Raw genomic sequence first — 24,799 nt, 5'->3', positions numbered from 1 at the left:
TTTTGGGATTCAAAACAAGACGCTCTTTTATTTCGGATGGTTAACAGGAGATTACTACGTGTCAAAGCATTTCAACAATTGTATGCTTTTTATACACAAGAACGTGCCCAATATCAATTAGCTTTTGATGGTTTAGCGACCATTTTTCAGCCTGATTTATCTTTAATGGTCGCGAAAGAGGACCAAATGCCTCGTTTAGAGGGCCTGCGACAACTTGCCGAAATTCAATTAAAAGAGTATTTCCAAGAAATTACTTCCGAAGAAACGATTCCAACAGAAGCGCAAGATGCGGCTCAATCTGTGTATAAATTGTATCAAGCGAATGTGAAGCAAATCGCGAAGAAACTGAAACAAGATATGGTGAGCGAGGTTGAATCCATCAACAAGCAATACCTGAAAATCTTGTATTATTTGCAACAACTGCCTTTAATCGCGCTTTGGGATGAAAATAGACGTTTATTAGAGAACAACACGAAGACTTCTCTTTTGGCAAAAAATAAGGTTTTGTATATTCTTTCCAAATGGGGTGATTTACAACGAGCCTTCGAAAAGAACCACATCGGCTGGTCTGAGGATGAAGAAAATTTAATCAAGAAATTATTTATTGAGAACATCTTGACCGATGAAACATTCTTAACTTACCTACCTACAGCAGGTAAGAAGTTTGAGGATGATTTAGCCTTTGTCATTTATGTATTGAAAAATTTCCTTTTAAAACACGAGTCTATGACAGAGTATTTTGAGGAAAAAGATTTAAATTGGTCATTGAATAAGGACGTGGTGAAGAGTATGGCGAATAAGACCTTTAAGATAGAGGCTTTAGAGGACCTAAGTTTACAACCACTCGCCATCCAATGGGAAGACGACAAGTTATTCTTTGAGGAATTATTCGATTATAGTGTTTCGGAAGACAAGCAATTAAGCGCTTGGATTGGGGACCAAACGAAAAACTGGGAATCAGATCGCTTAGCGGTAGCGGATTTTATCATTCTTAAAATGGCTTTGGCCGAGATGGTGAAATTCTCTAGCATACCAGTAAAAGTGAGCATTAACGAGTACATCGAACTAGCGAAAAACTATTCGACACCTAAGTCTGGCCAGTTTATTAACGGTATTTTAGACGTAGTTTCGAATCGCCTAGTTCACGAAAAAGTGATTACTAAATCAGGTCGAGGATTAATCGACATAGCTAACAAATAAAATGAGCAAATCATCTAGATCTTTTTGGGCTTTTGTAGTAGGCGCTGCTGCAGGAGCTGTCGTAGGTATCTTATACGCTCCAGATAAAGGAGAAAATACCCGCAGTAAATTATATTTCCAATTGAACAAATACCGTGATCAATTAAAGCAATTGATTAACGATATCGTGGATGGAAAAGAGGTTATCGAGACCTCTGCTAAATCCGAAGGCAAGAAAGTTGTTCAAGACGCGAAAATCAAGGCAGAGAAATTGCTAGAGGACGTGGAAAAAATGATGACTCAGATTAAGGCCAAATAAGATGCGTGCTACCCTCCTTTTATTCTGTCTGTTGGGGATATTTTCCTGCACGAACGAGCAAAAAGAGGCGAACAATGCAACGGAAAATGCCATTCCGGCAGCTTTAAAACCCAGCGCAGAAAAACAACCCGTCCTGAAAGTGGATAATCCATCTGTCTCACTAGGACGAATAGTGGAGGGGGATAGTGTTTTTCACACGTTTAATTTTAAGAATACCGGCAACCTACCCTTGAAAATCATCTCAGTGAACGCCTCTTGTGGGTGCACCACACCTAAATGGAGTACAGATGCCATTCAACCAGGTAAAAAGGGATTCATTCGCGTAAAGTTTGATTCGAAAGGAAAAGAGGGCAAATTGCAAAAAACGATTACCGCCTACTGTAACACGCTACCAGCAGAAAACAGAATGGCCTTTAAAGTAGAAGTATTACCTAAATAAAAAAATCATGTTATTACAAATGCAAAACTCAAGTTATTCTTCCATGATCCTTATGGGGGCTGTTTTCGTCGTATTTTATTTCTTCATGATTCGCCCACAACAAAAAAAGGCGAAAGAAGCAAAGAAATTTATTGAGGAATTAAAAGCTGGCGATAAAGTGGTGACCATTGGTGGAGCGCACGGAACCGTGGTTACGATTCGCGAAAAGACGATCGTAGTCGAAGTAGATTCAAGCAAAGGAGTTCGGATGGTTTTCGAGAAAACGGCGATCTCTAAAGATGCTTCATCTCGCTTAGAAGAATAAATCAATGCATACAGGCCTGAAACCTTTCATCGGAATTACAGGCGGAATAGGATCCGGCAAATCAACCATTTGCCGGATTTTTTCTTGTCTAGGGATCCCGGTTTTTGAAGCAGACAAAGTAGCCCGTGAAATTTGCGAGAAAGATGCTGCAGTGAAAGAAGCTATCATCGCGGAATTTGGCCCTAAAGCCTATCATCCGGACGGTTCCTATAATCGAACTTGGATAAAAGGTTTGTTACAGAAATACCCCGGAGACGTCGCTCACCTCAATGCTATTATTCATCCCGCTGTTCGATCTCAAGCATCAGAATGGATGTTGAATACTCCAGAAGCCCCGTTTTGTCTTTACGAATCTGCCCTCATCACACCGCGATCTAAGCCTGATCATTTAGACCAAATAATCACAGTAGATTGCCCTCTACCAGAGCGCATTCAAAACGTCCAAAAAAGAAGTCTTATGAGTTATATGGAAACCATGCAAATAATCGATTTACAGCCACAACCCAAAAACTACCTTTGGGGAGCAGATTTTGTTATTCAAAATGGAAAGAACGACCGCGTATTTCCACAAGTGATGAACATACTGAAAGCTTTTACCTGTTTTGTGCTTTTAGTAGCCGGCCCAGCAGCTTCAGCGCAATTACTTGACGCCCCTGGGCAACTAAAGGCGATGACTTTTAATGTGCGTTTGGACACGGAGTCAGATGGTGCAAACCAATGGAAATACCGCACAAAGCATTGCGGGGAATTAATTCGCTACCATGGGGCAGATATTATCGGATTACAAGAGGCCTTCTTACATCAAATCACGGATTTAGAAAAGGAATTGCCTGGTTTTGGGTGGTTCGGGAAAGGACGTGATGATGGTAAAGCAGAGGGAGAATTTTCTCCTTTGATGTACCGAAAATCCAAATTTAAATTACTCAAAGAAAGTACTTTCTGGTTATCTGATTCTTGCGACAAAGTAGGATTCGGGTGGGATGCTGCTTGTCGAAGAGTGGTCACATGGGGACAATTTCAGGAGATTAAAACAGGCAAAAAATTCTTTGTTTTCAACACACATTTCGACCATTTAGGTAAGGTAGCGCGTAGAGAAAGTGCGAAACTTGTCTTACGAAAAATCGCCGAAATCGCAGGTAAATCTCCGGTAATTTTAACGGGGGATTTTAATGCTACGCCTGACGATGAGCCCATTCAAATTTTAGTGGATGATAAAAATCCTGCACATGTGATCGATGCAGAAAAAATTAGCAAAAATGGACACTATGGACCATATAGCTCATTTAATGGATTCACAAAAGAACAAGAGGGAAAGCATATCGACTATGTTTTTGTCAAAAATGGCCCAACAGTTCTTCAACATACCACCCATAGTGAGACCTGGGAAAACAAATATCCGACGGATCATTTTCCAGTGAGTGCTGTCATTAGAATCCCCTAAAGCATTTGGGAATTATCCCTTAAAAAGGTAAATTTGATTATGGAAAATTTTATTGTTTCAGCGCGTAAATACCGCCCTACCCTATTCGATTCAGTGGTAGGCCAAAGTCATATTACCACCACCTTAAAAAATGCAATAAAGTCAAATCATTTGGCTCAGGCATTCCTTTTTTGTGGCCCAAGAGGAGTAGGTAAAACGACTTGTGCACGTATTTTAGCTAAGACAATAAATTGTGTTGATTTAGGCAGTGATGGAGAAGCTTGCGGTAAATGTGCCTCTTGCCATTCATTTCAAGAGAACACCTCGTTAACCATTCATGAATTAGATGCGGCATCGAATAACTCTGTAGATGACATTCGTAACCTGATCGATCAAGTACGTTACCCACCTCAAAGTGGAAAATACAAAATCTATATTATCGATGAGGTTCACATGCTTTCAGCTGCGGCTTTTAATGCATTCTTAAAGACCTTAGAAGAACCTCCATCCTATGCTATTTTCATCTTAGCGACAACAGAAAAGCACAAGATTTTACCTACGATACTATCCCGTTGCCAAATCTTCGACTTTAATCGCATTCAATGGAAAGATATGGCAACTCACCTCGCTTCCATTGCTGAAAAAGAGGGGATTAAGGCAGAACCTGCCGCTTTAGAATTAATCTCGATTAAAGCAGATGGGGGTCTTCGGGATGCCCTATCGATGTTTGATTTAAATGTGACTTTCTCTACCGATAATTCGTTACGTCATGCGGATGTTCTGGAGAATCTACACATTCTAGATAGTGATTACTACTTCCAGTTAACAGATTTTTTTGTTAACCAAAACCATACCGATGCGCTCGTTTTATTAGACGAAATTATGCGCAAAGGCTTTGATGGCCAGCAGTTTATCGCCGGACTTTCCGAGCATTTCCGTAATTTATTGTTCGCTAAAGACCCGAAGACGCTTGCCTTAATGGAATTGAGCGAAGAAAATCGCGCGAAATTCCAAGCGCAATGTGCGAAGACCTCTGCGTCCTTCTTATTGTCCGCTATGAATTTATGCTCGCAATGTGAGATTCATTACAAAGCAGCCAAGAATGCAAGACTTCATGTCGAATTAACCCTCTTAAAAATCAATTACTTGCCGTCGGTTTACCAACCAGCTTCGGCTCAACCTGCGGTGGAGGGTGGCGCCGGAAAAAAGTCTGAAACTAAACCGATAGCTACGGCTGCGGTTTCGGCAGCTCCAATGGCAACAGCTGCGGTTTCGACCGCTACGGCTGTGGAAACTTCGGATCCGGCAAAGACCGAGGCTCCCCATTTTGTAGCTGAAACGCCCGTAGTCTCAACTACTATCGTGGCTCCAACAGATTCACCTTTAACGGCGATAGATTCACCAGTAGCTCCCACACCTGCTCCTACCTTGGAGACCACTCCTGCCCCTAGACCAAGCAGTCACGGATTGCGTAGTGCTAAAAAAGTAGTAAACTCTAATGTGGCTGAGAATACCGAAGAAGCTAGCACGCAAGGAAAAACACAGAATGAGACCTTTACTTTTGAAGAACTGCATTCAGTTTGGAAGCAGATAGCAGATGGATTCAAACAAGGAAATTTCATCAATAAATACGTGATGATGAATCGAGAAATCAGTCTTGTCGATTCGATTATACACATGAAAGTGGAAGGTGAAGTTCAAATTCAACAATTTAACGATTCCTTAAAGCTTGAATTAATTACTCAATTAAGGGAAAAACTAAAGAATGATTCGATTGACCTTAGTTTAGATTTGATTGTCAGCGATGTTAGCGATAAAAAATTAATCTACACGCAATCAGACAAATACGACTTCTTATCAAATAAGCACCCCATTTTGGTAGAAATGAAGCAACGAATGGGATTAGATCACGAGTTTTAGCGGATTTGGCCCTGGCCTATTCCAATCCATTTCTCTGTGACTAACTTCTCTAATGCAAACGGTCCACGAGCATGCAATTTTTGGGTAGAAATACCTATTTCAGCTCCAAGGCCAAACTCCCCTCCATCTGTAAATCGCGTAGAGGCATTCCAATATACGGCTGCCGCGTCCACAGCAGAAAGGAAATAGTTCGCTTCCACTTCATCTGAAGTAACAATTGCCTCTGAATGTCTGGAAGAATAAGTGGAAATATGCGATAAGGCTTCTTGAAAATCATCGACAACTTTTATCGAACAGGCAAAATCTAGAAATTCACGACCAAAGTCTGCTTCTTTAGCCACTTCTAAGAATGGATAGTTTAGCGATTTTAACAGGGGATGCGATGTATTATCTGCATACACTTTTACCTTATAAGAAGTGAAAGGTGCAACGAGTTGCGTTAAAAATGCAGACGCGATCGATTTATGTAAAACAATCGTATCGAGTGAATTGCAGACAGCTGGCCTAGAGACTTTGGCATTCACCACAATGTCTACTGCCATCGAAATTTCTGCGTTAGCGGCCACATAGGTATGACAAACGCCAGCCCCAGTTTCTATCGTAGGAACTAAAGATTCTTTTCTTACCCGTTGAATTAAGGCCTCAGAACCGCGGGGAATTATTACATCGATAAATTTAACAGCTGTTAGCAACGCAGTCACTAATTCGCGATCAGTAGGCATCAAATAGACCACATCCGTGGAAATACCATTTTGAACAAGTGCCTGGTGAATCAAATGCACTAAAATGGTATTGGTATGTATGGCGTCAGAACCGCCACGCAAAACCGCCGCATTTCCAGAGCGAATACATAAGGCTGCTACATCGATTGTTACATTAGGCCTAGACTCAAAGATCACCCCTACTACTCCAAGTGGCACAGTAATTTTAGACAATTCTAAGCCATTCGGAAGTGTTTTTTTTGACAACACCTGTCCCGCTGGATCTGGTAATTGCATCACAGAAATAACACTTTCTGCTAAATCAGAAAGTCTCTCTTGCGTTAATTTTAATCGATCTCGCATCGGGTGATCGATGGCTAACTGATCTAAATCCTTTTGATTCTCCCGCAAAATATCCGCTGACTTTTCATGAATTAAAGTAGCAATGTCACTTAGAACAGCATTCCTAGTCTCCCCACTAGCCATCGCTAAAGACGATGAGGCAGAACGAGTTAGTTGAAATTGTTCTAGTACGGTAGACATATTATTTGACAATGTTTAATCTCCATGTTTGCGTGGTTTCCTCCGAAGAACTCCACTGAAATAGATAAATCCCAGATGACAAACTCGTTAAATCCACAGGATAAACGTGTTCTCCAGATCCAAAATTAAGGGTTTGGGAGGAAATCAACTGACGACCTTGGCTATCCAATAGTTGATAATTTACCACTCCAGGTTTAGCCAGACTGAATTTCCAATTAAATAGTCCATTCGAAGGATTCGGATATAGGACGGAAGATTTTTCTAGTACTTCGTTTCCTAGAATAGGACTATCAAACAATGCCATTTGAGCATCCAACCAAGTCAAACGTCCCTGAATCCAATTTTTCAACCAATTCACTTCGTCGTTTAACGTGGCGCCTACATAATAATTAGGCCATATTTTTTGACCCATTAAAGGGTATTTTTGAAAATTTCTAATGAGCGGATCCTTGAGAGCTACTTGCGCTGAGTCAATGGAGGAATAAATAGAATTAGTAGTCAGAAAGGTGGATCTGACTGACTTCCATCGAGTCGCTAAAGCCTTTCTAAAGCTCGCATCTTGAATTAACTTATTCCACCAAAAGGGAACCTGCCAATAATCATTTTTACCTCCCTCATTTTCCATGGCTTTGTAGACAAACCCATCCGTTTTCCAGCCATTTAAATAATCAGCATTACCCAAGGCAATATTAAAGTCCCAAGCTGGACCCATTTTTATTTTACCACCAAGTGACTCCTTATCCTTGTATAAATAGGTACTTAAACGATAGCCATCAACGTTTCTGGTCACTTCATTCAAAATAAAATAATTGACAAAAGAGGGCATATCCATATAATTCCTGAAACTTGCTTTCGGGTCGTTCATATCCTCTGTCATCAGTTTTTGCTCCCAATTATTGATGTAATCTCGGATATAGATTAACTGTTGCTGCGTGATGATGCCGTATTTAGGGTATTCTATTTGGAATTCACATTTTTGAGTAGCGGAAATACCTGAGGTAAAATTACTCTTCCAAGTAGTAGACGGAGAACCACTTGACTTATCTATCTTCAGTAAATATCCACCTGTTACATCATCTCCCGTATTTTCTGTCGGATATAAATCAGAAATGGGCACACGGCTTTTCCCTTGCTTAATTTTCTCCATTAAGACATAAACACCCCGGTATTCATCATTAACAATAAGTTCGACAAACTTGGCTTTACTATGTAATAATCCGAGTCGTCCAGCTAGATTTTGGGAAATAAAGTCCCGCATAAATGAACGATCATTATAGGACGCGTTAAGTACCCAATCCGATTCTTCCGGCATTTGAACGAGCGACATTTTCTTCGCTGTAAGCCCTGTTGAATCAGTCCATAACTCAATACCATAGGGCTTTTTCACATAACCTGGTAGAAAGTAAAAATCAGCTTGTGAAGTCGATCCACGGTATTCCACACCGGCTACAGTGGAAATAGTAGGCGTACCAGAAAGTTGATTTAATTGACCGGGTCCTTTGTCATAAATCTCCAGCTGAACGGGAACCTTAGGTTCATCTTGAATCACCCGTGTTTTCGTATTAAAACGAATAATGGGAAGATTAGAGACACTCAGGCTTTGGCCCCAAAGTAAAACGGGACACAGCAAAATCAATAAAATAATCTGGATTTTTTTCATTTAAAAATCATAACCCAAAGACAAATACGTCATCGGAGATTTCACTTCTTTATTTTCTATACCAAAAGCATAATCAAACTTCACAAAATAGCCGAAAATTGTAGCACGAGCCCCAAAGCCATATCCTACTAAAAATGGATTACGGTAATCCGTCACTGTAGCTCGGAAAGGATTCATATTACCTCCATAAACATTCGTATTGAAGCCATTGGATTTAGCAAATGGACTTGAGCCAGACCAGGCTGTTCCCACATCCGTAAAACCCACTAATTGCACTGTATTTAAAAGTGATGACGACTCCATGGAAATCAATGACCTAACTGGCATGCGTAACTCTACATTCAACAATAAATGACTATTCCCACTTAATTTATTTAAAGCAAATCCTCGTAATGGGGCGATAAAATGACTCATAAAGACATCCCGCTGGGCTAAATTAGCTAAGCCAAGTGGAGAATCCTGTGTCCGTGTTTCTTGTTGATTAATTAACCAATTATCCACCCCACCTAACATAGAGGCTTGGGTTCTAGATCCCACTTGATGGGACGCAGAAAAACGAGTTGCCAGGAAAAAGGAGTTAGTTAACTTTTTATAATAGCGCGCATCTATACCTAAGCGCACAAAGTCGCCCTCATTCATTACTTCCTTATTGACTTCAGCTAACACACTCAAGCGCATTCCTGTTCGAATATTTTCCATCATCGGAACGGTGTTGTCAAATACATAATTCACTGATGTTCCAGCATAACCAGCGTATTCCTCTCTATTAGACAACGAAAATTGGCTAAATAAACGGTTAGTTGCATAGGATCCCGTAAAAGTAATTCTACTCAACAGACTAAATGGATAAGTCGCACTTAAGGCAAATCGATTATGACGAATCTTTTGAGATTCTGATTCCGTATCTTGACCTAACACTTTGCGGTCGTATCGAAATTTCCAATCTAACTTGTTTGCTAGATAGCTATATTCACCCCAAATATCCGTGTTTCGCAAATTTGCCGTCAGAAATACGCCCGCCTTAAAAAGGTGATTTTCTAACAAATCATTCGCTTTCAACTCGTAACCATACCCCAGTCCGCGGATAGGGTCTGAACTAAATTGCCCTTCGGAGCTATTCATCACCAATGAATTTTCGTAGTCCAATGGTCCAATTAACTTACTCGGTTCTTTTTTCAAGCGAATACTTTGTTGACGATCTAATCTAGCTCGTCTCGACTTTTTGGCTAAATCGGATGTTGTTTCTGTCGGAACAACCTCAAGCGTTTTGGCTAAAACAGGATCTTCAATCGTAGGAATCCAACCTGAAGTATTCATTTCATCAAGACTATTCCAGGAAAAACGCTGAACTTTATCCTCTAAAATCGCTTTTTCTTTACTGGAGATTCCCGTAGGAGAAATTTCAAAATTATCCCAAGACACTGAGCGTATAGATAATTGCTGGAACGTTGAATCGGCTAATGAATAACGAATTAGTCTATTCCCTTGACTCTGTGCATGCAAGAAATAAGCGATAGAATCTGACCTGAATTGAAAGTTAGATACTGTACCTGAGGTAGAAAACAAGCGGGTTGGATTTTCAGGCTCGTCAGGATTCCAAACAAAAGCAGAGGTAAAGGGTGCTACCGGGGCTGGCAGTGAATCTATATAGCGATCCGTTAGATATATAACCCGATTATCCGGCAATAAATGAGCCTCTTTCTCATCAAAAGCGTCTTTAGTCACCGGATTTAAGCGATTTCTCTTCAAATCATAGATTCCTACATCCACCTGGCCTTTTTCTAAAACCCGAACTAACATTTTAGCCCCGTTCTTAGACATTTCCATATCCAGATACGATAAATTAGCAACTTTCTTTTTGTCCTCGCCCTTTAATGCTCCCGATTTATCGACTTGAAATAGCTTTATCCAACTGTAGCCACGATCTGAAAATAATACAGCTAATTGATTCGTCCCAAACCAAGATAACAAAGGTCCTTTACCAGTGGAAAGCCTGTTTACATCTTTCAACCCCGATTGTAAAATAACGTGTGTTTTCTTAGCTCCTACCGTATGAAAATTAACACTATACCGGCCAGATTCATCAGATACCCATACCTCATGTAAACCATCTGGACTAAGGCGATAGGAAAGCAGGGTAGATTGAGCTGGAACAAATGACTCTTGAGCGAATATTTTCTGTGAATTAACCTCTAATTGCTTCGCATCATTTAAATAATAATCAAACCAATCTTTTAGGAACTTAGCGAATGGCTTCCGAATGGTACTAGCAACACTGGATTGTTCACTACGAATGATACGCGTTAAATTCAAAATATTACCAATGGATTGCTTTCCATAAGTTGCTGCGATATATGCCCAAATCGATTGACCTAAAAGTTCCGCTTCTTTCCCTTTAGCTAAAGGGAGTTTTCGAATTTTATTTTCACTGATAATTTGATAGGTAAATCTGCGCATCTCCGGCGTATCCCCAGAGGCAATGTAAGCGGCCATTCCTAACACATACCAATCAGAAACAGATAGTAAAAGTGAATTTTGTAACACATCTCTCACACTTCCACCATAAAGCAAGTCCTGAAGATAAACCCTAACAACTTGCTTAGTAAGCTCTTGCTTAAATGTTCCTAAATTATCTTTAAAGGGGATTTCTATTCGAAATTTGGCCAAATTTTGTTCCTCCACTTCCTTCGCATTCGCTAATGAAATCCCTCCATTGCTTTGCAACCACGTTTCATGGTTTGGATAAAGGAAAATCTTAATTTTTTGAACAGGCGAATACGAAAGTAATTCTGTCACCCGCACAAAATCGGACTCCAAATAAGATAAGGATGCTTTAGCTAAAGGCTCATTTTTGTCTAAGTAATACACCTCAAAGTTTGAGCTGGCGACAAATTTCCAAGCGAATTTTTGGTATTGAATCCGGTGATTCTCAGAAATCCATTGTGCTCCTTGAGCTTTAAGCTCCTGAGAGGCTAAAGACAAGATCAGTAGGACGGAGAAAAAGGATTTTACACTACGCATTTGGCCAAAAGACTTTAAAACCAAATTTACAGATTTAAACGGAAAATAAATGATAAAATCGACGAATTGATGCGTCCGGATGAACAGTAGATTTTACCAGTATTTCATCGGTCCATTGTTTGGCAAAATAAGGTGTCAAAGAAACCCCTTTTGAACCAAAACCATTAAAAATACCCGCTTTTACCTGCGAATGAAATCCCACAAAGGGACGGCGATCCTGCGTTGCCGGCCTAATACCCGTCTTCTGTTGGATTAGCTCAAATGAAGAACAACCCATCAAAGATAATTTTTTCGATAATTCCTCCAATGCCTCCGGCGTCGTCTCATTCGTAAACTCCTTCCAACCATAGGTGGCTCCCACCTTAAAATGCCGAGACCCTAGCGGCAATATAAAGCCATTTTTGTTCAGAATATAGTCCTCAGATGGCTCCATAGAGCTAATTTCCATTAACTCCCCTTTTGCCGGCAAGAAAGGCAAACAAGACCAAAGTGGATTTTGCTGACCATGAAAACCCTCACAAAAAATTGCCTGATTCCCTATATACTCGGATTCGACCAGTAAGTCTTTTGAGACAAAATAGTTGCGAGACGCTTGTAATAAAGCAGCAACATCTACCCATCCTGCCTGTTCCACCCAAACACCCTCCTCTTCCCAACGTAAATAATCGTGGTGAATCTGGTCTTTTCTTTCTTCTAGCCAGTTCTTCATCTCCTCATTGGCAAAAGGACGAAAAAGTGGCATAGGGAAGAAGAAACGGGTTGCCAGCGTTTTCTCTAAGCGGGGGTAAAAATCAAAAAGGTAGGGGAATAATTCGTCTGCCAGCCAAGTTTGCTCTAATTTCCGACCTGTTACTGGATTAAATATACCTCCTGCAGCCTGAGAGGAATTAAAATGCGTGATAGGTGAATCCCAAATTATAAATGGAATACCGGCCTCTAAAAAATGATGGGCTAATATAGTGCCAGCTAAACCCTGGCCTACAATGAGAAATGGATTAGCGCTTTTCACCTTGCACGCGTCGAACGTGATCTAAAACAAACTCAACCTGTTCATCCATGGAACGATAAGAAGTATCTAAATCAATGGCATCAGCTGCACGCTTTAAAGGACCCTCAGAACGATTTGAATCTATCTCATCCCGCTTGCGCAAATTCTCTATAATCTCATCTAAAGGAAGATCCTCCCCTTTTTGCAGTAGCTCTAATTTGCGGCGCTGCGCACGAATATGCGGCTCTGCCGTCATAAATATCTTCAATTCAGCCTGTGGAAACACGACCGTTCCTATATCACGACCATCCATCACAATCCCTTTCTTTTCACCCATTCGCTGTTGTTGAGCGACCATTGCATGCCGCACCTCTGGAATAGCTGCCACTTGGCTTACTAAATCCGAAATATACATTTTGCGAATTTCTGCCTCCACATTCTCTCCATTCAAAATCGTATCGGAGGCTTGTTTCGTTGGGTTAAATTGAAAAGTAATTTCTACATGCGCCAAAGCGTCTTTCACCGCAGACAAATCAGCTAAATTTACTTGTTGGCGATGAAAATAGAGCGCTACCGCCCGATACATAGCTCCCGTATCTAAAAAAGCATAATGCAAGGTCGCCGCAACATGGCGTGCCGTTGTACTTTTTCCACAAGAAGAGAAGCCATCTAAGGCAATAATAATATCAGACATTGACAAATTGATTAATCGCCTCCGCAACAGCCTCTGGCGCTTCGTAGGTCCCTTGATGGCCTACGTTTGGTAAAATTACAACCGATTTCGTTACAAAACGAGTAATCGACTCCGGAGAAATCAATGCGTCTTGCTCCCCTAAGATAAATAGAAATGGAATTGTTATCTGCTGTACAAAAGAAGTGAAATCTTTTCGATCTCTCATTGCCCTTGTCGCCGCAATTAAACCCTCCGCAGGTAACGTGCGATAACGTTCAGCTAAATTTGCCAACAATTCCATATCAGAAAATGCAGGACCAAAAAGATTAGGCAAAAATGGCCCAATAAAAAAAGACGTTCCTTTTTTTGCGAGTAAATCAGCCGTGCGATCTCGGTTGACTTTCTTTTCGGCAGCATCAGCCACAAAAGTGGAATGCAACATCACAACTTTCTGTATTAGCTCTGGAAATTGAGAGGCGATTTCTAAGGCAATATAGCCTCCCATCGAATGCCCCACTAGGATAAAAGGGCCGTCAGAAGGCAAGAAAGAAACTATTTTACGCGCATAATCTGCGAGTGTGGCACAATCTGTCCAGGTTGCATACGCTGGACAAATAGTAGGAAACGAAAAAGTATGGAATGGCAAAAAGTCAGCCCATACTCTTTCATCTTCCCCAAAACCGTGCAAAAATACGAGCTGAGTAGCTGGCATATTAAGCGACCACTTTCATTTGATGAAATACGGTTCTTTCAAACTTTGATTTGGCATAGTTCAAATCCACCTCAAATTTTTTCATTTCTGTCTGAGAGGGAATTTCATACATCGCATCTGTCATAACTGCCTCCATAATGGAGCGCAATCCACGAGCACCTAATTTATACTGCATGGCTTGTTCTACCATGTAAACGAGTGCATCGTGTTTGAAAGATAATTTGACACCCTCCATATCGAAAAGCTTCTCATATTGCTTCACAAGGGCATTCTTAGGCTCCGTTAGGATCGATAACAAAGCTGTCGTATCTAATGGATTCAAATAAGTAACTACTGGGAGACGACCTAGTAATTCAGGTATTAAGCCAAATGATTTCAAATCTTGTGCCGTCACATACTTCATTATCTGATCTTTCTCGAATGATTCGTGGAACGTATCATCGCCAGAGAAACCAATCGGACGCGAGTTCAAGCGTTTTGCAATATGGCGATCGATGCCATCAAAAGCTCCACCACAAATGAACAAGATGTTCTCTGTGTTAACGGCGATCATTTTTTGGTCCGGGTGCTTACGCCCTCCTTGCGGTGGTACGTTTACAATGGATCCTTCTAATAATTTCAATAATGCTTGCTGAACCCCTTCACCCGAAACATCACGCGTGATGGACGGATTATCTGATTTGCGCGCAATTTTATCTATTTCATCGATAAAAACGATACCACACTCCGCTTTCTCTACGTCATAATTTGCAGCTTGCAACAAACGCGTCAAAATCGTTTCTACATCCTCACCCACATAACCCGCTTCCGTAATAACGGTCGCATCGGCGATACAGAATGGAACTTGTAGCTTTTGGGCTAAGGTTCGAGCTAAATACGTTTTACCCGTACCCGTCTCCCCTACCATCAAGATATTCGACTTTTCAATCTTCACCTCGTCATTCGATGGAGCCTGCATTAAACGCTTGTAGTGATTATAAACCGCTACAGACAAATGTCTTTTCGCCTCCTCTTGACCGATGATATAGCCATCTAGGTATTCCTTTAAATCCTTAGGCTTTACTAATTCAAAAGAACGATTGACCGTCTTCTTTTTAGGAACCCCTAATTCATCCTTGATTACATCGTGTATATGTACCACGCAGGCACTGCAAACGTGTCCTTCGTTACCTATAAACAGCACTCCCCCGCTACTTTCAATCTCGTTTTTAGGACGACCACAAAAAGAGCAAGATGATTTTTTATTACTAGCCACTAGACAGTTCTCGTTAAAATCTCATCAATTAAACCATATTCTTTCGCCTCTGCCGCTTTCATCCAATAATCGCGATCTGAATCACGTTCGATATCTTCGAATGATTTACCTGAGTGTTTTGCCAGGATTTCGTATAATTCTTGGCGAATTTTAACGATTTCACGAGCGGTAATTTCGATGTCACGTGATTGACCTTGCGCACCACCGGATGGTTGGTGAATCATGACACGTGCATGCTCTAAAGCAGAACGCTTGCCTGCTGCACCACCCGCTAATAATACGGCACCCATGGAGGCAGCAAGTGAAGTACAAACCGTTGCCACTTCTGGACGAATGTAATTCATCGTATCATAGATACCTAAACCAGCGTAAACAGATCCGCCTGGGCTATTGATGTACATCACAATGTCTTTTTTGGCATCCGTAGACTCCATAAACAACAATTGTGCCACAATGATATTGGCCATATAATCATCCACCGGAACACCCATAAAAATGATACGGTCCATGATTAGACGAGAGAATACATCGATTTGAGCAAAACGCATTGGGCGTTCCTCAATGATGTATTGTGTCATATCTTCGATTTGGTGCATCGGGCGACTGCCGATGTTATTCATATATTGATCAACCGCAAGACCGTTCAAGCCTCTGTGGTGAACCGCGTACTTACGAAACTCTTCTGATGATAACTCCTTTGGATACATAGATTTCAATGTTTAAAAATCAAATTTAGACTTTTTTAGAATTTATACTACCTAGAACACAAATATAAGAACCTTTGTTCACAGAAAACCCCGCAATGTGCGGGGCTTTCAAAAAATATCAGGACAATTTTAAAATTAAAGCGCTGCTGCGATTTCTTTAAACTTGTCTACGTCGATTTTCGTCACTTTGTGTGGAACGTTTGCCACGATCGCAACAGATACTTTGTCCGCGAACGCTTGGTTGTATAAGTTCATAAAGTTATCTGACTTCGACTTATCGCTCAAGTAACCCATCGCGATTTTTTCAATCATTTCTTCGATACCTGGCTCGTTAGACGATAAATAACCGCCAAACTGTGCACGAACCATATCTTTCGCTTTCTCTACTACCTCTGGATATTCCACTTTCACGTCGAATTTCTCAGCGATTTCGTTCTTGATCAAGTTCCAACGCATATCTTTCTTCACATTATCAAAATCTTGATCGATTTGTTCTGGAGTGAATTTACCCTCGTTGATACGGATCAACCAAGTGCGTAAGAATTTCTCAGGTAAGTCAATCTTAACTGCGTCTAAAATTGCTTTCTCCGCGTCAATACGCAATAAGTATTCAGCCTCACGCTTGTAGTTCTCTGTAACGATTGTTTCTACTTGCTCGCGGAATGATTTCTCATCTGTCGCTTTTCCAGCCCCTAATACTTTGTCAAAAAACGCTACGTTTAATTCCGAAGGAACTTGACGTGTGATATCTTCCACTACGAATGAAACCTCTCCTTTCAAATCAGCAACTTCGTCTTCTTTCTTTCCTGTTGCTAAAGCTAAAGCTTTCGCATCTACGAATACTTTATCAATCGCAAATTTCAATGTATCGTCTTTTTTCGCACCGATGAACACTTTCTTCGACTTATCGTTGATTGCGTGCATGGGGATCGCAGATTTCTCAACCCAATCACCATGTGTGAAGGTTCCGAAAACTAAATCACGGTCTTCTACAGCATCTGGATGAGTTTGATCGCCAAATTGCTTCTTCAAGTTTTCAATCGTTTCTTCGATTTCTTTCTTGTCTGCTTTGATTTCGTACGAGTTGATTGATTTGATTTTGGCCAAATCCACCGTAAAATCTCCGTGGAAACCTAAATCATAGTGGAACGTAAATTCCGTATCTTTTTCCCAGTCGATCGCATCTGCCTCTTCTACAGCTGGCAAAGGCTCTCCTACTAGGTTCAATTTATTTTCTTTGATATAATCAGAAACTTCATGACCTAACATGTGGTTGATTTCGTCTACTAGAGCAGATTGACCATATAATTTCTTCACAAGAGCCGCTGGAACCATACCTGGACGGAATCCTTTGATGGATGCTTTCTTGCGATAATCTTTCAATTTTGCCTCTACTTTTTCCGCGTAATCTGCTGGAGATACGACTACAGTCAAACGACCTTCTAAATCTCCTGCCTTGTTAAGTGAAATGTTCATTTGTTCTTATTTATAATTAGCCTTTAAAATAAAACCCTCAAAACCTTTTTGGTGTTGAGGGCTTGCCATTGGTACGGGTGAAGGGACTCGAACCCCCATGCCTCGCGGCGCCAGATCCTAAGTCTGGTATGTCTACCAATTCCACCACACCCGCGAATTTGGAGTGCAAAGGTAGTCAGCAATTTTAAAAATTCAAAAGCTTTTAAATATAAATATTGGATTAACTTTGGGCAAAAATAAACCTCCTATGAAATTCAGTCGCTGGTATGTGGCATTAATTGTATTCCTATTAGGAATCATTGCGACATTCATCTACTTAACTGAAACCTTTAAGTAGCTATGCAAGCACTCGATTGGATCGTTTTATTGGCTACGATTGGTGGAATTGTGGCGTATGGCAGCTGGAAAGGAAAGCAAACGAAGCATTCCTTACAGGGTTTTCTGTTAGCAGATCGAGAACTTCCCTGGTACCATATTTTACTTTCCGTGATGGCCACGCAGGCTTCAGCGATTACTTTCTTATCCGTTCCAGGCCAGGCATACCACGATGGAATGCGTTTCGTGCAGTTCTATTTAGGATTACCCATCGCGATGATTATCCTATCGGTGACCTTTATTCCGCATTATTTTTCACTAAAAGTATACACGGCCTACGAGTTTCTAGAGAATCGTTTTGATGCCAAAACCCGGGTGCTCACCTCCCTCCTCTTCCTAATTCCGCGTGCCTTATCCACCGGTGTAACCATCGCTGCTCCCTCTATTATACTTTCCACCTTATTAGGCTGGGATTTAACCTGGACCAATGCCGTGACAGCAGCTATCGTAACGACTTATTGTATGCTGGGCGGATCTAAAGCCATTTCCTACACTCAAATGTTGCAAATGGCCGTTGTTCTCGTCGGGATGGTTTTCGTCGGCGTTTATATTGTTGCTCAGCTTCCGGACGAAATCGGCGTCAAAGAATCCTTGCAGATTGCGGGTAAAATGGGCAAAGTAAATCTAATCGATTGGAAATTCGACTTGAATAATCGCTATAATATTTGGTCTGGAATCATAGGTGGCTTCTTTTTACAGTTATCGTATTTCGGTACGGACCAAAGTCAAGTAGGCCGCTACTTATCCGGTGTTTCTGCTGGTGAGATCAAAAAAGGCCTTTTAATGAACGGATTCCTCAAAATTCCGATGCAGTTCTTCATCTTGTTAGTGGGTATTTTAGTATTCACCTATTACCAATTCAACGCACCTCCTACTTTTTTTAATAAGAATACGGAGGCGGTTTGGGCTACAGTTCCAGGACATCAGGCCATTGATCAGGAGAAAGGAGCGATTTTCGAGGCTAAGAAATCAGCCATTCTACAAAAGGATTATTCCCTGTTGAATGACTTAAATAAACAAGCTGCGGCCACTCAGGAAAAAGCGGTGGCTCTTTTGAAAACAGCAAAACCGAAGACAGAGGCTCAAGACACAAATTACATCTTCTTACACTATATTATCAATCAATTACCGATCGGGATTGTGGGCTTCTTAATTGCCATGATTTTACTTTCGTCGATGGGTTCGATGGCCTCAGCTTTTGGGTCCTTGACTTCTACTTCGATGGTCGATATTTATGAACGATTTATCGCGCCTGATCGCGGAAACCAGCATTATTGGTGGATTTCGAAACTCATCACCTTAGGCTGGGGGGTACTTTGTTTAATCGTCGCGACTTTTGCGGTGAATATGGGGAGCCTGATAGAAGTGGTTAATATCTTAGGATCTTGGTTTTATGGTACCATTTTAGGCATATTCCTATGTGCATTCTATTTGCCTAAAACTACGGGGACGCAGGTTTTTATTGCCGCGCTCATCGCTGAAGCCTTTGTGATTTATGCTTGGAAAGTAGAGTGGATGGCCTTTCTTTGGCTAAACGTATTAGGCTGCTTATTGGTAATGGCAATTGCCTTTATTTTAAGTCTTATTGGGGGTCCAAAACAGACATCGAAAACTTCACCGGAATAACGGGTTTCTCGTCGAACGAACGCTCCTTTTTGATGGAGTCAACCACTGCCATCCCTTTGGTAACTTTGCCAAAAACGACATATTTCCGGAAAAAACGACGGGCTTGTTCTGAATCTGTCACAATAAAAAACTCGGTGGGAGACGAGGATTGTAGGGGATTCCCCTCATCGTAGCGAGCCATCGCAATAGTTCCTCTTTCAGGTCGCAGCTCATCCAAATACTCCGCCGGAACCAGGTAGTTCAAGCGATCAAAATATTCTCCACCGCCCTGAATTCCTATCTCGTAGACATTGCGGTAGAAGTAGCGGTCTTTGAAATAGCCCATCTTCACCAGGCGAATAAAGTTCACCGAATGCAAAGGTGTTCGGTTGTCTAATTCTAGTTCAAATTCTCCTAAACGGGTTTCCACCTTTATCTTGCGCTCGGTGTTCTGGGCTGCTTGGGCCTGCAATTCCTCTTTTACTTTGGCCGGATCAATCCGCCAATTGGGCTTGCAAGCAAAAATCAAGAAAGAGAATAAGATCAGGTAACGCATAAAAAAAGGGGGCCTTTCGAGCCCCCTAATTTAATTAAAAATCTAGACTAAGCGTTTGATGTTTTCTTTCCTAAGAAATAAAGTCCCGCAAAAGCGACAATTAGAATCGCTGGGAATAACACCATTTGACCCATCGTTGCTTGACCAGCAGCTAAAGCCACCGCATCTCCTTTTAAAGTCTTCGCTGCCTCTGCTGTATTTGCATCTAACCATTTACCAATAATAGGTTGGAAGATTGAAGTAGCGAACATACCCATACCGCCCATAATTGAAAGCCCAAATGCACCTGATCTTGGTATGTTTTCAGCCACATATCCAATCATAGTTGGCCAGAAATAACATACACCTAAGGCAAAGATAATTGCCCACAAATAAACTACTTGTAGTTTTACCAATTCTCCCGTTTGGGTAAAAAATGGTATATAACCGTTTACATTACTCATCAAATAGACACCCAACGCAGTTAGTATGGCCGAAACGAGTAACACGCCAGCAGCGTCTAATTTATGAACTATAGGGCCTGCGAAATAACGACCCACCGCCATTAAACCTGTTACAATCGCTAAAATAATCATTGGACTCGCTCCTGAGGTGGACATAATTGGTCCAATCCATTGTTCAGGACCGAATTCAGAAATCGCCGTCAGTGCCATGCAAGCTAACATGAATAAGTAAAGTGGGGAAAACATCGCTTTTAAATTTTCTCCCGTAGATGCACCACCCTCTACTTTTGCGACAGGGAACGTTTGACCAAAGAATAATAAAGCATAAATGACTGCCGGAATTAAGATTGAAGCAATTTGCAATTGCCAACCCATATTATGCTCTGTCATATATTGAGATAAAAGCGTTGCAATGACGATACCCCCTGGGAACCACATATGGAACCTATTTAACATCTTTGTTTTATCCTTACCCTCGAACATATCCGAAATCATCGGGTTACAAGCGGCTTCTACCGTACCATTACCAAATCCTACAAAGAAAGTTGATATTAATAATGTCCAAAATCCACCGGAGAAAATCGTCATAACTAGACCGATCACGTGCGTAAAGAAAGCTACCCAAATGATTTTTTTAGGACCTAATACATTATACAATGGCCCTCCTATAATCATGGCGATAGGAAATCCAAGGAAAGCCATTTGGTTAACATAACCTAATTGCTCGTTATCTAATTTGAAACTAACACCTAATTGTGTTAAAACACCTGCCCGAATACCGAAAGCCATGGAAGTCGTAATGAGGGCAAAGCATGAAGCCAAAAATAATCGATTGGCATTAACCGTTTGATTCATAATTGTTTGAGGTTTAGTTAATAAGTTTAGATTGGTTATTCTTTAAAAAATTAAATTCTTCATTAGAAAAATCGTAACAAAAAAACAAAAAGTTTTTGGGATAATGGCATGTATAGGGATTTATTTTTGATAATATTTTAAAAAAAGAGCGATTTAGAGGCTATAAAACCAAATTTTGCTCTATTTTTGTAACATATCTAAATCTATAATAATTATGATTCAAGGAGGTTCTGCTACACAGGCAAAATCACGCCAAAGTAGGAAAATCAGAATGGGAATGATCGGCGGAAGTCAAGAAGCTTTCATCGGTGCAGTTCACCGTCGCGGTTCCCAATTAGACGGAGAAATCGAATTAGTTTGCGGCGCATTTAGTTCCAGCGCAGAAAAATCAAAAGCTACCGGAGAATCCCTTTATCTTCCAGAAAACCGCGTTTACGGGTCGTATGAGGAGATGATTTTAAAGGAGAAAGAATTACCAGAAGGCGAGCGCATGGACTTCGTTTCCATCGTAACGCCTAATCACGTGCACTTCCCTGCCGCTAAAATGGCGTTGGAGAATGGATTCCATGTTGTTTGCGATAAGCCAGCGACCTTGAACTTAGCGGAAGCGAAAGAATTGAAGAAAATCATCGAGAAGTCAGGCTTGATTTTTGCTTTGACCCATAACTACACGGCTTATCCGATGGTGAAAGAGGCAAAACACTTAGTAGACAGCGGTCAACTGGGTGAGATTCGCAAGATCATCGTGGAATATCCACAAGGTTGGTTAATCGACCTTGTAGAGGCAACAGGCCAAAAACAAGCGGCTTGGAGAACAGATCCAGCGCGTTGCGGTGCCGCAGGTGCTATTGGTGACATTGGAACGCACTGCGAGAATTTGATCGAATACATTACTGGATTACATATTAAGGAGCTTTGCGCGGATTTAACCATCTTCGTAGAGGGCAGAATGCTGGATGACGATGGCAATATCTTGATCCATTATGATAATGGGGCGAAAGGTATTTTACATTGTTCTCAAATCTGTAATGGCGAAGAGAACGATTTCAACTTCCGTATCTATGGAAGTAAGGCGGGGATTACGTGGCACCAAATGGAGCCAAATACGATGGTGTTTAGGACGCGCGACGAAGGAGCGCGGATTATTCGTACAGCCGTAGGCCAGCTATCTCCTGCCGCTAATGCGCATACACGTCAGCCTGCGGGACACCCAGAGGGCTACGTAGAGACTTTTGCGAACATCTACCGCAATTTTGCTTTTGCATTAAGAGCAAGATGGGAAGGAAAAGCACAAGATCCTTTATATGATTTCCCAGGAATCGACGAGGGTATCATGGGAATGGCTTTTATCGAAAATGTAGTGAGATCATCTCAAGACAATACAAACAAGTGGACAAAATTTGAACTATAATATAACCATGACGAAAATCAAAGTTGGAATCGTAGGAACCGGTTTTATCGGACCCGCACATATCGAGGCATTACGCCGTCTACCTAACATTGATGTAGCTGCGCTTTGCGAAGTGACCATCGAATTAGCGGAAGCGAAAGCAAAGCAATTAGGCATCGGCCGTTGGTATACGTTTGAAGATCTATTGAAGCAAGAGGATATTCAGTGTGTACACATTTGTACGCCTAACTTCTTACACTATTCGCAGTCGAAAGCGGCTTTATTAGCGGGTAAACACGTGGTGTGTGAGAAGCCTTTGGCAAAAGACCTACACGAAGCGGAGGAATTAGTTGCATTAGCAGCTAAAACGGGCTTAGTGAATGCGGTTCACTTCAACCTTCGCTACTATCCTTTAGTACGTCAAATGAAGACGATGCGCGAAAAAGGTGATTTAGGCGAAATTTATTCGATCATCGGTAGCTATTTACAAGATTGGTTATTCTACAATACAGATTATAACTGGCGTTTAGAGCCGGACAAATCTGGTGATTCACGCGCTATAGCCGATATTGGATCTCACCTATTAGACGTTATCGAATACATTACAGGTTTGAAAACAGTCGAAGTAATGGCAGATTTCAATACGGTTCACAAAGTGCGCAAGAAGCCTTTGAAGCCAGTAGAGACGTATTCTGGCAAAATGTTACAGCCAGAAGATTATGCAGATGTACACATTAATACAGAAGATCATGCGAACGTTTTATTGCGTTTTGACAATGGAAACCGGGGTTGTGTAACTGTTTCTCAAGTTTCAGCGGGTCGCAAGAACCAATTGAAATTAGAAATTTCAGGTTCAAACAAAACTTTCGCGTTTAACTCAGAGTCCCCTAACGAAATGTGGATCGGAAATAGAGATCAAGCGAATCAGGTGTTGATGCGTGATCCTTCTTTGGCCTACCCTGAAGCAACAGCCTTAATGACCTTCCCTGGAGGACATAACGAAGGTTTCTCTGATACGTCAAAGCAATTATTCAAAGAAGTATACGCCGCTGTAGAAGCTGGAAAACAACCGGAAAATCCAAAATACCCAACTTTTGCTGACGGGTACCGGGAGTTATTAATTTGCGAGCGCATCTTAGACTCAACGCGTTCTCAACAATGGGTAAAAATCTAAACCTTCAGAACATATGAAAACGATTCAAGGGCCAGCGATATTTTTGGCACAATTTATGGGCGACGAAGCCCCTTTTAATACCTTAGACAGCATCACCACTTGGGTAGCCTCTTTAGGTTACAAAGGGGTGCAGATTCCTTCTTGGGATTCGCGTTGCATTGATCTTCAAAAAGCTGCTGAGTCGAAGACTTATTGCGATGAGATCGTAGGAATGTTAGCCGCCAAAGGCTTGCAAATCACCGAATTATCCACCCACCTTCAAGGTCAATTAGTCGCGGTTAACCCAGCTTATGACCTTGGTTTCGATGCATTCGCTCCAGATTCCGTGAAAGGAAATCCAAAAGCACGCACCGAATGGGCGATCCAACAATTAAAATACGCAGCTAAAGCGTCTCAAAACCTAGGTTTAAATGCCCACGCTACTTTCTCAGGCGCTTTGATGTGGCACACGGTTTATCCTTGGCCACAACGTCCAGCTGGATTAGTAGAGCAAGGTTTCAAAGAATTAGGTCGCCGTTGGTTACCGATCTTAAATACATTCGATGAATGCGGAGTAGATTTATGCTACGAGATTCACCCAGGTGAAGATTTGCACGATGGCGTGACATTCGAAATGTTCTTAGACGAAGTAAAAGGTCACAAACGCGCTAATTTATTGTATGATCCATCGCACTTTGTGTTACAGGCTTTGGACTACAAACAGTACATCGACTTCTACCACGAGCGCATCAAAATGTTCCACGTAAAAGACGCCGAGTTTAACCCAACAGGAAAACAAGGGGTGTACGGTGGTTACCAATCTTGGATCAACCGCGCAGGCCGTTTCCGCTCATTAGGCGACGGACAAGTCGATTTCAAAAGCATCTTCTCTAAATTAACCCAATACGGATACGACGGATGGGCAGTTTTAGAATGGGAATGCTGTATCAAAGATCCTGTTCAGGGGGCTACAGAGGGTGCGCCGTTCATCGCGAGCCACATCATCAAAGCAACCGAAAAGGTCTTCGATGATTTCGCAGGAACCGGAGCAGACGAAGAGTTCAACAAAAAGATCTTAGGTCTATAAGTAAAAAGCCCCTGACGA

General features: G+C 41.4%; 21 protein-coding genes and 1 tRNA gene. 10 read left to right on the top strand and 12 right to left on the bottom strand.

The genetic code is table 11. From position 1 onward, the window contains the following. The first annotated feature begins 36 nt into the window (after nucleotides 1–36). Genes nusB through SKC37_RS01550 form a run of 6 tightly spaced genes read left to right on the top strand, consistent with a single transcriptional unit; the run spans nucleotide 37 to nucleotide 5,581 of the window. Complete coding sequence (gene nusB / locus SKC37_RS01575) at nucleotides 37–1,200, top strand: transcription antitermination factor NusB (RefSeq protein WP_377979780.1); 1,164 nt, start codon at nucleotides 37–39, stop codon at nucleotides 1,198–1,200. Between the two features lies 1 nt (nucleotide 1,201). Then, nucleotides 1,202–1,498 carry a YtxH domain-containing protein gene (locus tag SKC37_RS01570; protein ID WP_130896156.1) on the top strand — a complete coding sequence of 99 codons (297 nt, stop codon included), beginning with the start codon at nucleotides 1,202–1,204 and terminating at the stop codon, nucleotides 1,496–1,498. A 1-nt stretch (nucleotide 1,499) separates the two neighbouring features. Beyond that, nucleotides 1,500–1,937 carry a DUF1573 domain-containing protein gene (locus SKC37_RS01565; protein ID WP_377979779.1) on the top strand — a complete coding sequence of 146 codons (438 nt, stop codon included), beginning with the start codon at nucleotides 1,500–1,502 and terminating at the stop codon, nucleotides 1,935–1,937. 7 nt (nucleotides 1,938–1,944) lie between these two features. Further along, nucleotides 1,945–2,241: a preprotein translocase subunit YajC gene (gene yajC / locus SKC37_RS01560; RefSeq protein ID WP_377979778.1), complete on the top strand. Its 297-nt coding sequence runs from the start codon at nucleotides 1,945–1,947 to the stop codon at nucleotides 2,239–2,241. 4 nt (nucleotides 2,242–2,245) lie between these two features. Then, nucleotides 2,246–3,682, top strand: coding sequence for a dephospho-CoA kinase (coaE, locus tag SKC37_RS01555; protein ID WP_377979777.1), 1,437 nt, complete (start codon nucleotides 2,246–2,248; stop codon nucleotides 3,680–3,682). 39 nt (nucleotides 3,683–3,721) lie between these two features. Continuing rightward, nucleotides 3,722–5,581, top strand: a complete 1,860-nt coding sequence (locus SKC37_RS01550; RefSeq protein ID WP_377979776.1) for a DNA polymerase III subunit gamma/tau — start codon at nucleotides 3,722–3,724, stop codon at nucleotides 5,579–5,581. Here SKC37_RS01550 and SKC37_RS01545 read toward each other — a convergent pair. From SKC37_RS01545 to SKC37_RS01500, 10 genes are all read right to left on the bottom strand, one after another. Next, entirely contained in the window at nucleotides 5,578–6,825 is a 1,248-nt protein-coding gene (locus SKC37_RS01545; protein WP_377979775.1) for a glutamate-5-semialdehyde dehydrogenase, read from the bottom strand. The two genes, SKC37_RS01550 and SKC37_RS01545, sit on opposite strands and share 4 nt — an antisense overlap. Nucleotide 6,826: 1 nt before the next feature. After that, a complete protein-coding gene (locus SKC37_RS01540) occupies nucleotides 6,827–8,485 on the bottom strand; it encodes a CotH kinase family protein (RefSeq protein WP_377979774.1) in 1,659 nt (552 codons plus the stop codon). Then, the gene (locus SKC37_RS01535) at nucleotides 8,486–11,506 is read right to left on the bottom strand and encodes a BamA/TamA family outer membrane protein (RefSeq protein ID WP_377979773.1); all 3,021 of its coding nucleotides are present in this window, start codon (nucleotides 11,504–11,506) and stop codon (nucleotides 8,486–8,488) included. A 34-nt stretch (nucleotides 11,507–11,540) separates the two neighbouring features. Further along, complete coding sequence (locus SKC37_RS01530; RefSeq protein ID WP_377979772.1) at nucleotides 11,541–12,515, bottom strand: NAD(P)/FAD-dependent oxidoreductase; 975 nt, start codon at nucleotides 12,513–12,515, stop codon at nucleotides 11,541–11,543. Then, complete coding sequence (gene cmk / locus SKC37_RS01525; protein WP_377979771.1) at nucleotides 12,502–13,188, bottom strand: (d)CMP kinase; 687 nt, start codon at nucleotides 13,186–13,188, stop codon at nucleotides 12,502–12,504. Before cmk ends, SKC37_RS01530 begins: the two co-directional genes overlap by 14 nt. Continuing rightward, nucleotides 13,181–13,879, bottom strand: coding sequence for an alpha/beta fold hydrolase (locus SKC37_RS01520; protein WP_377979770.1), 699 nt, complete (start codon nucleotides 13,877–13,879; stop codon nucleotides 13,181–13,183). The genes cmk and SKC37_RS01520 overlap by 8 nt, the downstream gene beginning before the upstream one ends. Nucleotide 13,880: 1 nt before the next feature. Then, the gene (clpX, locus tag SKC37_RS01515; RefSeq protein ID WP_377979769.1) at nucleotides 13,881–15,134 is read right to left on the bottom strand and encodes an ATP-dependent Clp protease ATP-binding subunit ClpX; all 1,254 of its coding nucleotides are present in this window, start codon (nucleotides 15,132–15,134) and stop codon (nucleotides 13,881–13,883) included. Next, nucleotides 15,134–15,841: a ClpP family protease gene (locus tag SKC37_RS01510; RefSeq protein WP_130896144.1), complete on the bottom strand. Its 708-nt coding sequence runs from the start codon at nucleotides 15,839–15,841 to the stop codon at nucleotides 15,134–15,136. Before SKC37_RS01510 ends, clpX begins: the two co-directional genes overlap by 1 nt. A 135-nt stretch (nucleotides 15,842–15,976) precedes the next feature. Beyond that, nucleotides 15,977–17,317: a trigger factor gene (locus tag SKC37_RS01505; protein ID WP_377979768.1), complete on the bottom strand. Its 1,341-nt coding sequence runs from the start codon at nucleotides 17,315–17,317 to the stop codon at nucleotides 15,977–15,979. Nucleotides 17,318–17,386: 69 nt separating this feature from the next. Further along, nucleotides 17,387–17,471, bottom strand: a tRNA-Leu gene (locus SKC37_RS01500). A 185-nt stretch (nucleotides 17,472–17,656) separates the two neighbouring features. On the opposite strand from SKC37_RS01500, the gene SKC37_RS01495 reads away from it, so the two are divergent. Next, on the top strand, nucleotides 17,657–19,318 hold the full coding sequence (locus SKC37_RS01495; RefSeq protein WP_377979767.1) for a sodium:solute symporter family protein: 1,662 nt from the start codon (nucleotides 17,657–17,659) through the stop codon (nucleotides 19,316–19,318). Here SKC37_RS01495 and SKC37_RS01490 read toward each other — a convergent pair. Continuing rightward, a complete protein-coding gene (locus tag SKC37_RS01490) occupies nucleotides 19,275–19,853 on the bottom strand; it encodes a peptidylprolyl isomerase (RefSeq protein WP_377979766.1) in 579 nt (192 codons plus the stop codon). The two genes, SKC37_RS01495 and SKC37_RS01490, sit on opposite strands and share 44 nt — an antisense overlap. Nucleotides 19,854–19,900: 47 nt before the next feature. Further along, entirely contained in the window at nucleotides 19,901–21,151 is a 1,251-nt protein-coding gene (locus SKC37_RS01485; protein WP_377979765.1) for an MFS transporter, read from the bottom strand. A 271-nt stretch (nucleotides 21,152–21,422) separates the two neighbouring features. On the opposite strand from SKC37_RS01485, the gene SKC37_RS01480 reads away from it, so the two are divergent. Genes SKC37_RS01480 through SKC37_RS01470 form a run of 3 tightly spaced genes read left to right on the top strand, consistent with a single transcriptional unit; the run spans nucleotide 21,423 to nucleotide 24,781 of the window. Continuing rightward, nucleotides 21,423–22,562, top strand: coding sequence for a Gfo/Idh/MocA family protein (locus SKC37_RS01480; protein ID WP_377980497.1), 1,140 nt, complete (start codon nucleotides 21,423–21,425; stop codon nucleotides 22,560–22,562). Between the two features lie 7 nt (nucleotides 22,563–22,569). Next, a complete protein-coding gene (locus tag SKC37_RS01475) occupies nucleotides 22,570–23,715 on the top strand; it encodes a Gfo/Idh/MocA family protein (protein WP_377979764.1) in 1,146 nt (381 codons plus the stop codon). Nucleotides 23,716–23,728: 13 nt separating this feature from the next. Further along, on the top strand, nucleotides 23,729–24,781 hold the full coding sequence (locus SKC37_RS01470; RefSeq protein ID WP_130896138.1) for a sugar phosphate isomerase/epimerase family protein: 1,053 nt from the start codon (nucleotides 23,729–23,731) through the stop codon (nucleotides 24,779–24,781). Nucleotides 24,782–24,799 lie beyond the last annotated feature (18 nt).

The sequence above is a fragment of the Aquirufa esocilacus genome (assembly GCF_042715595.1).
In the GTDB taxonomy this organism is placed as follows: domain Bacteria; phylum Bacteroidota; class Bacteroidia; order Cytophagales; family Spirosomataceae; genus Aquirufa; species Aquirufa esocilacus.
This window is presented reverse-complemented; position numbering and strand designations above follow the sequence as displayed.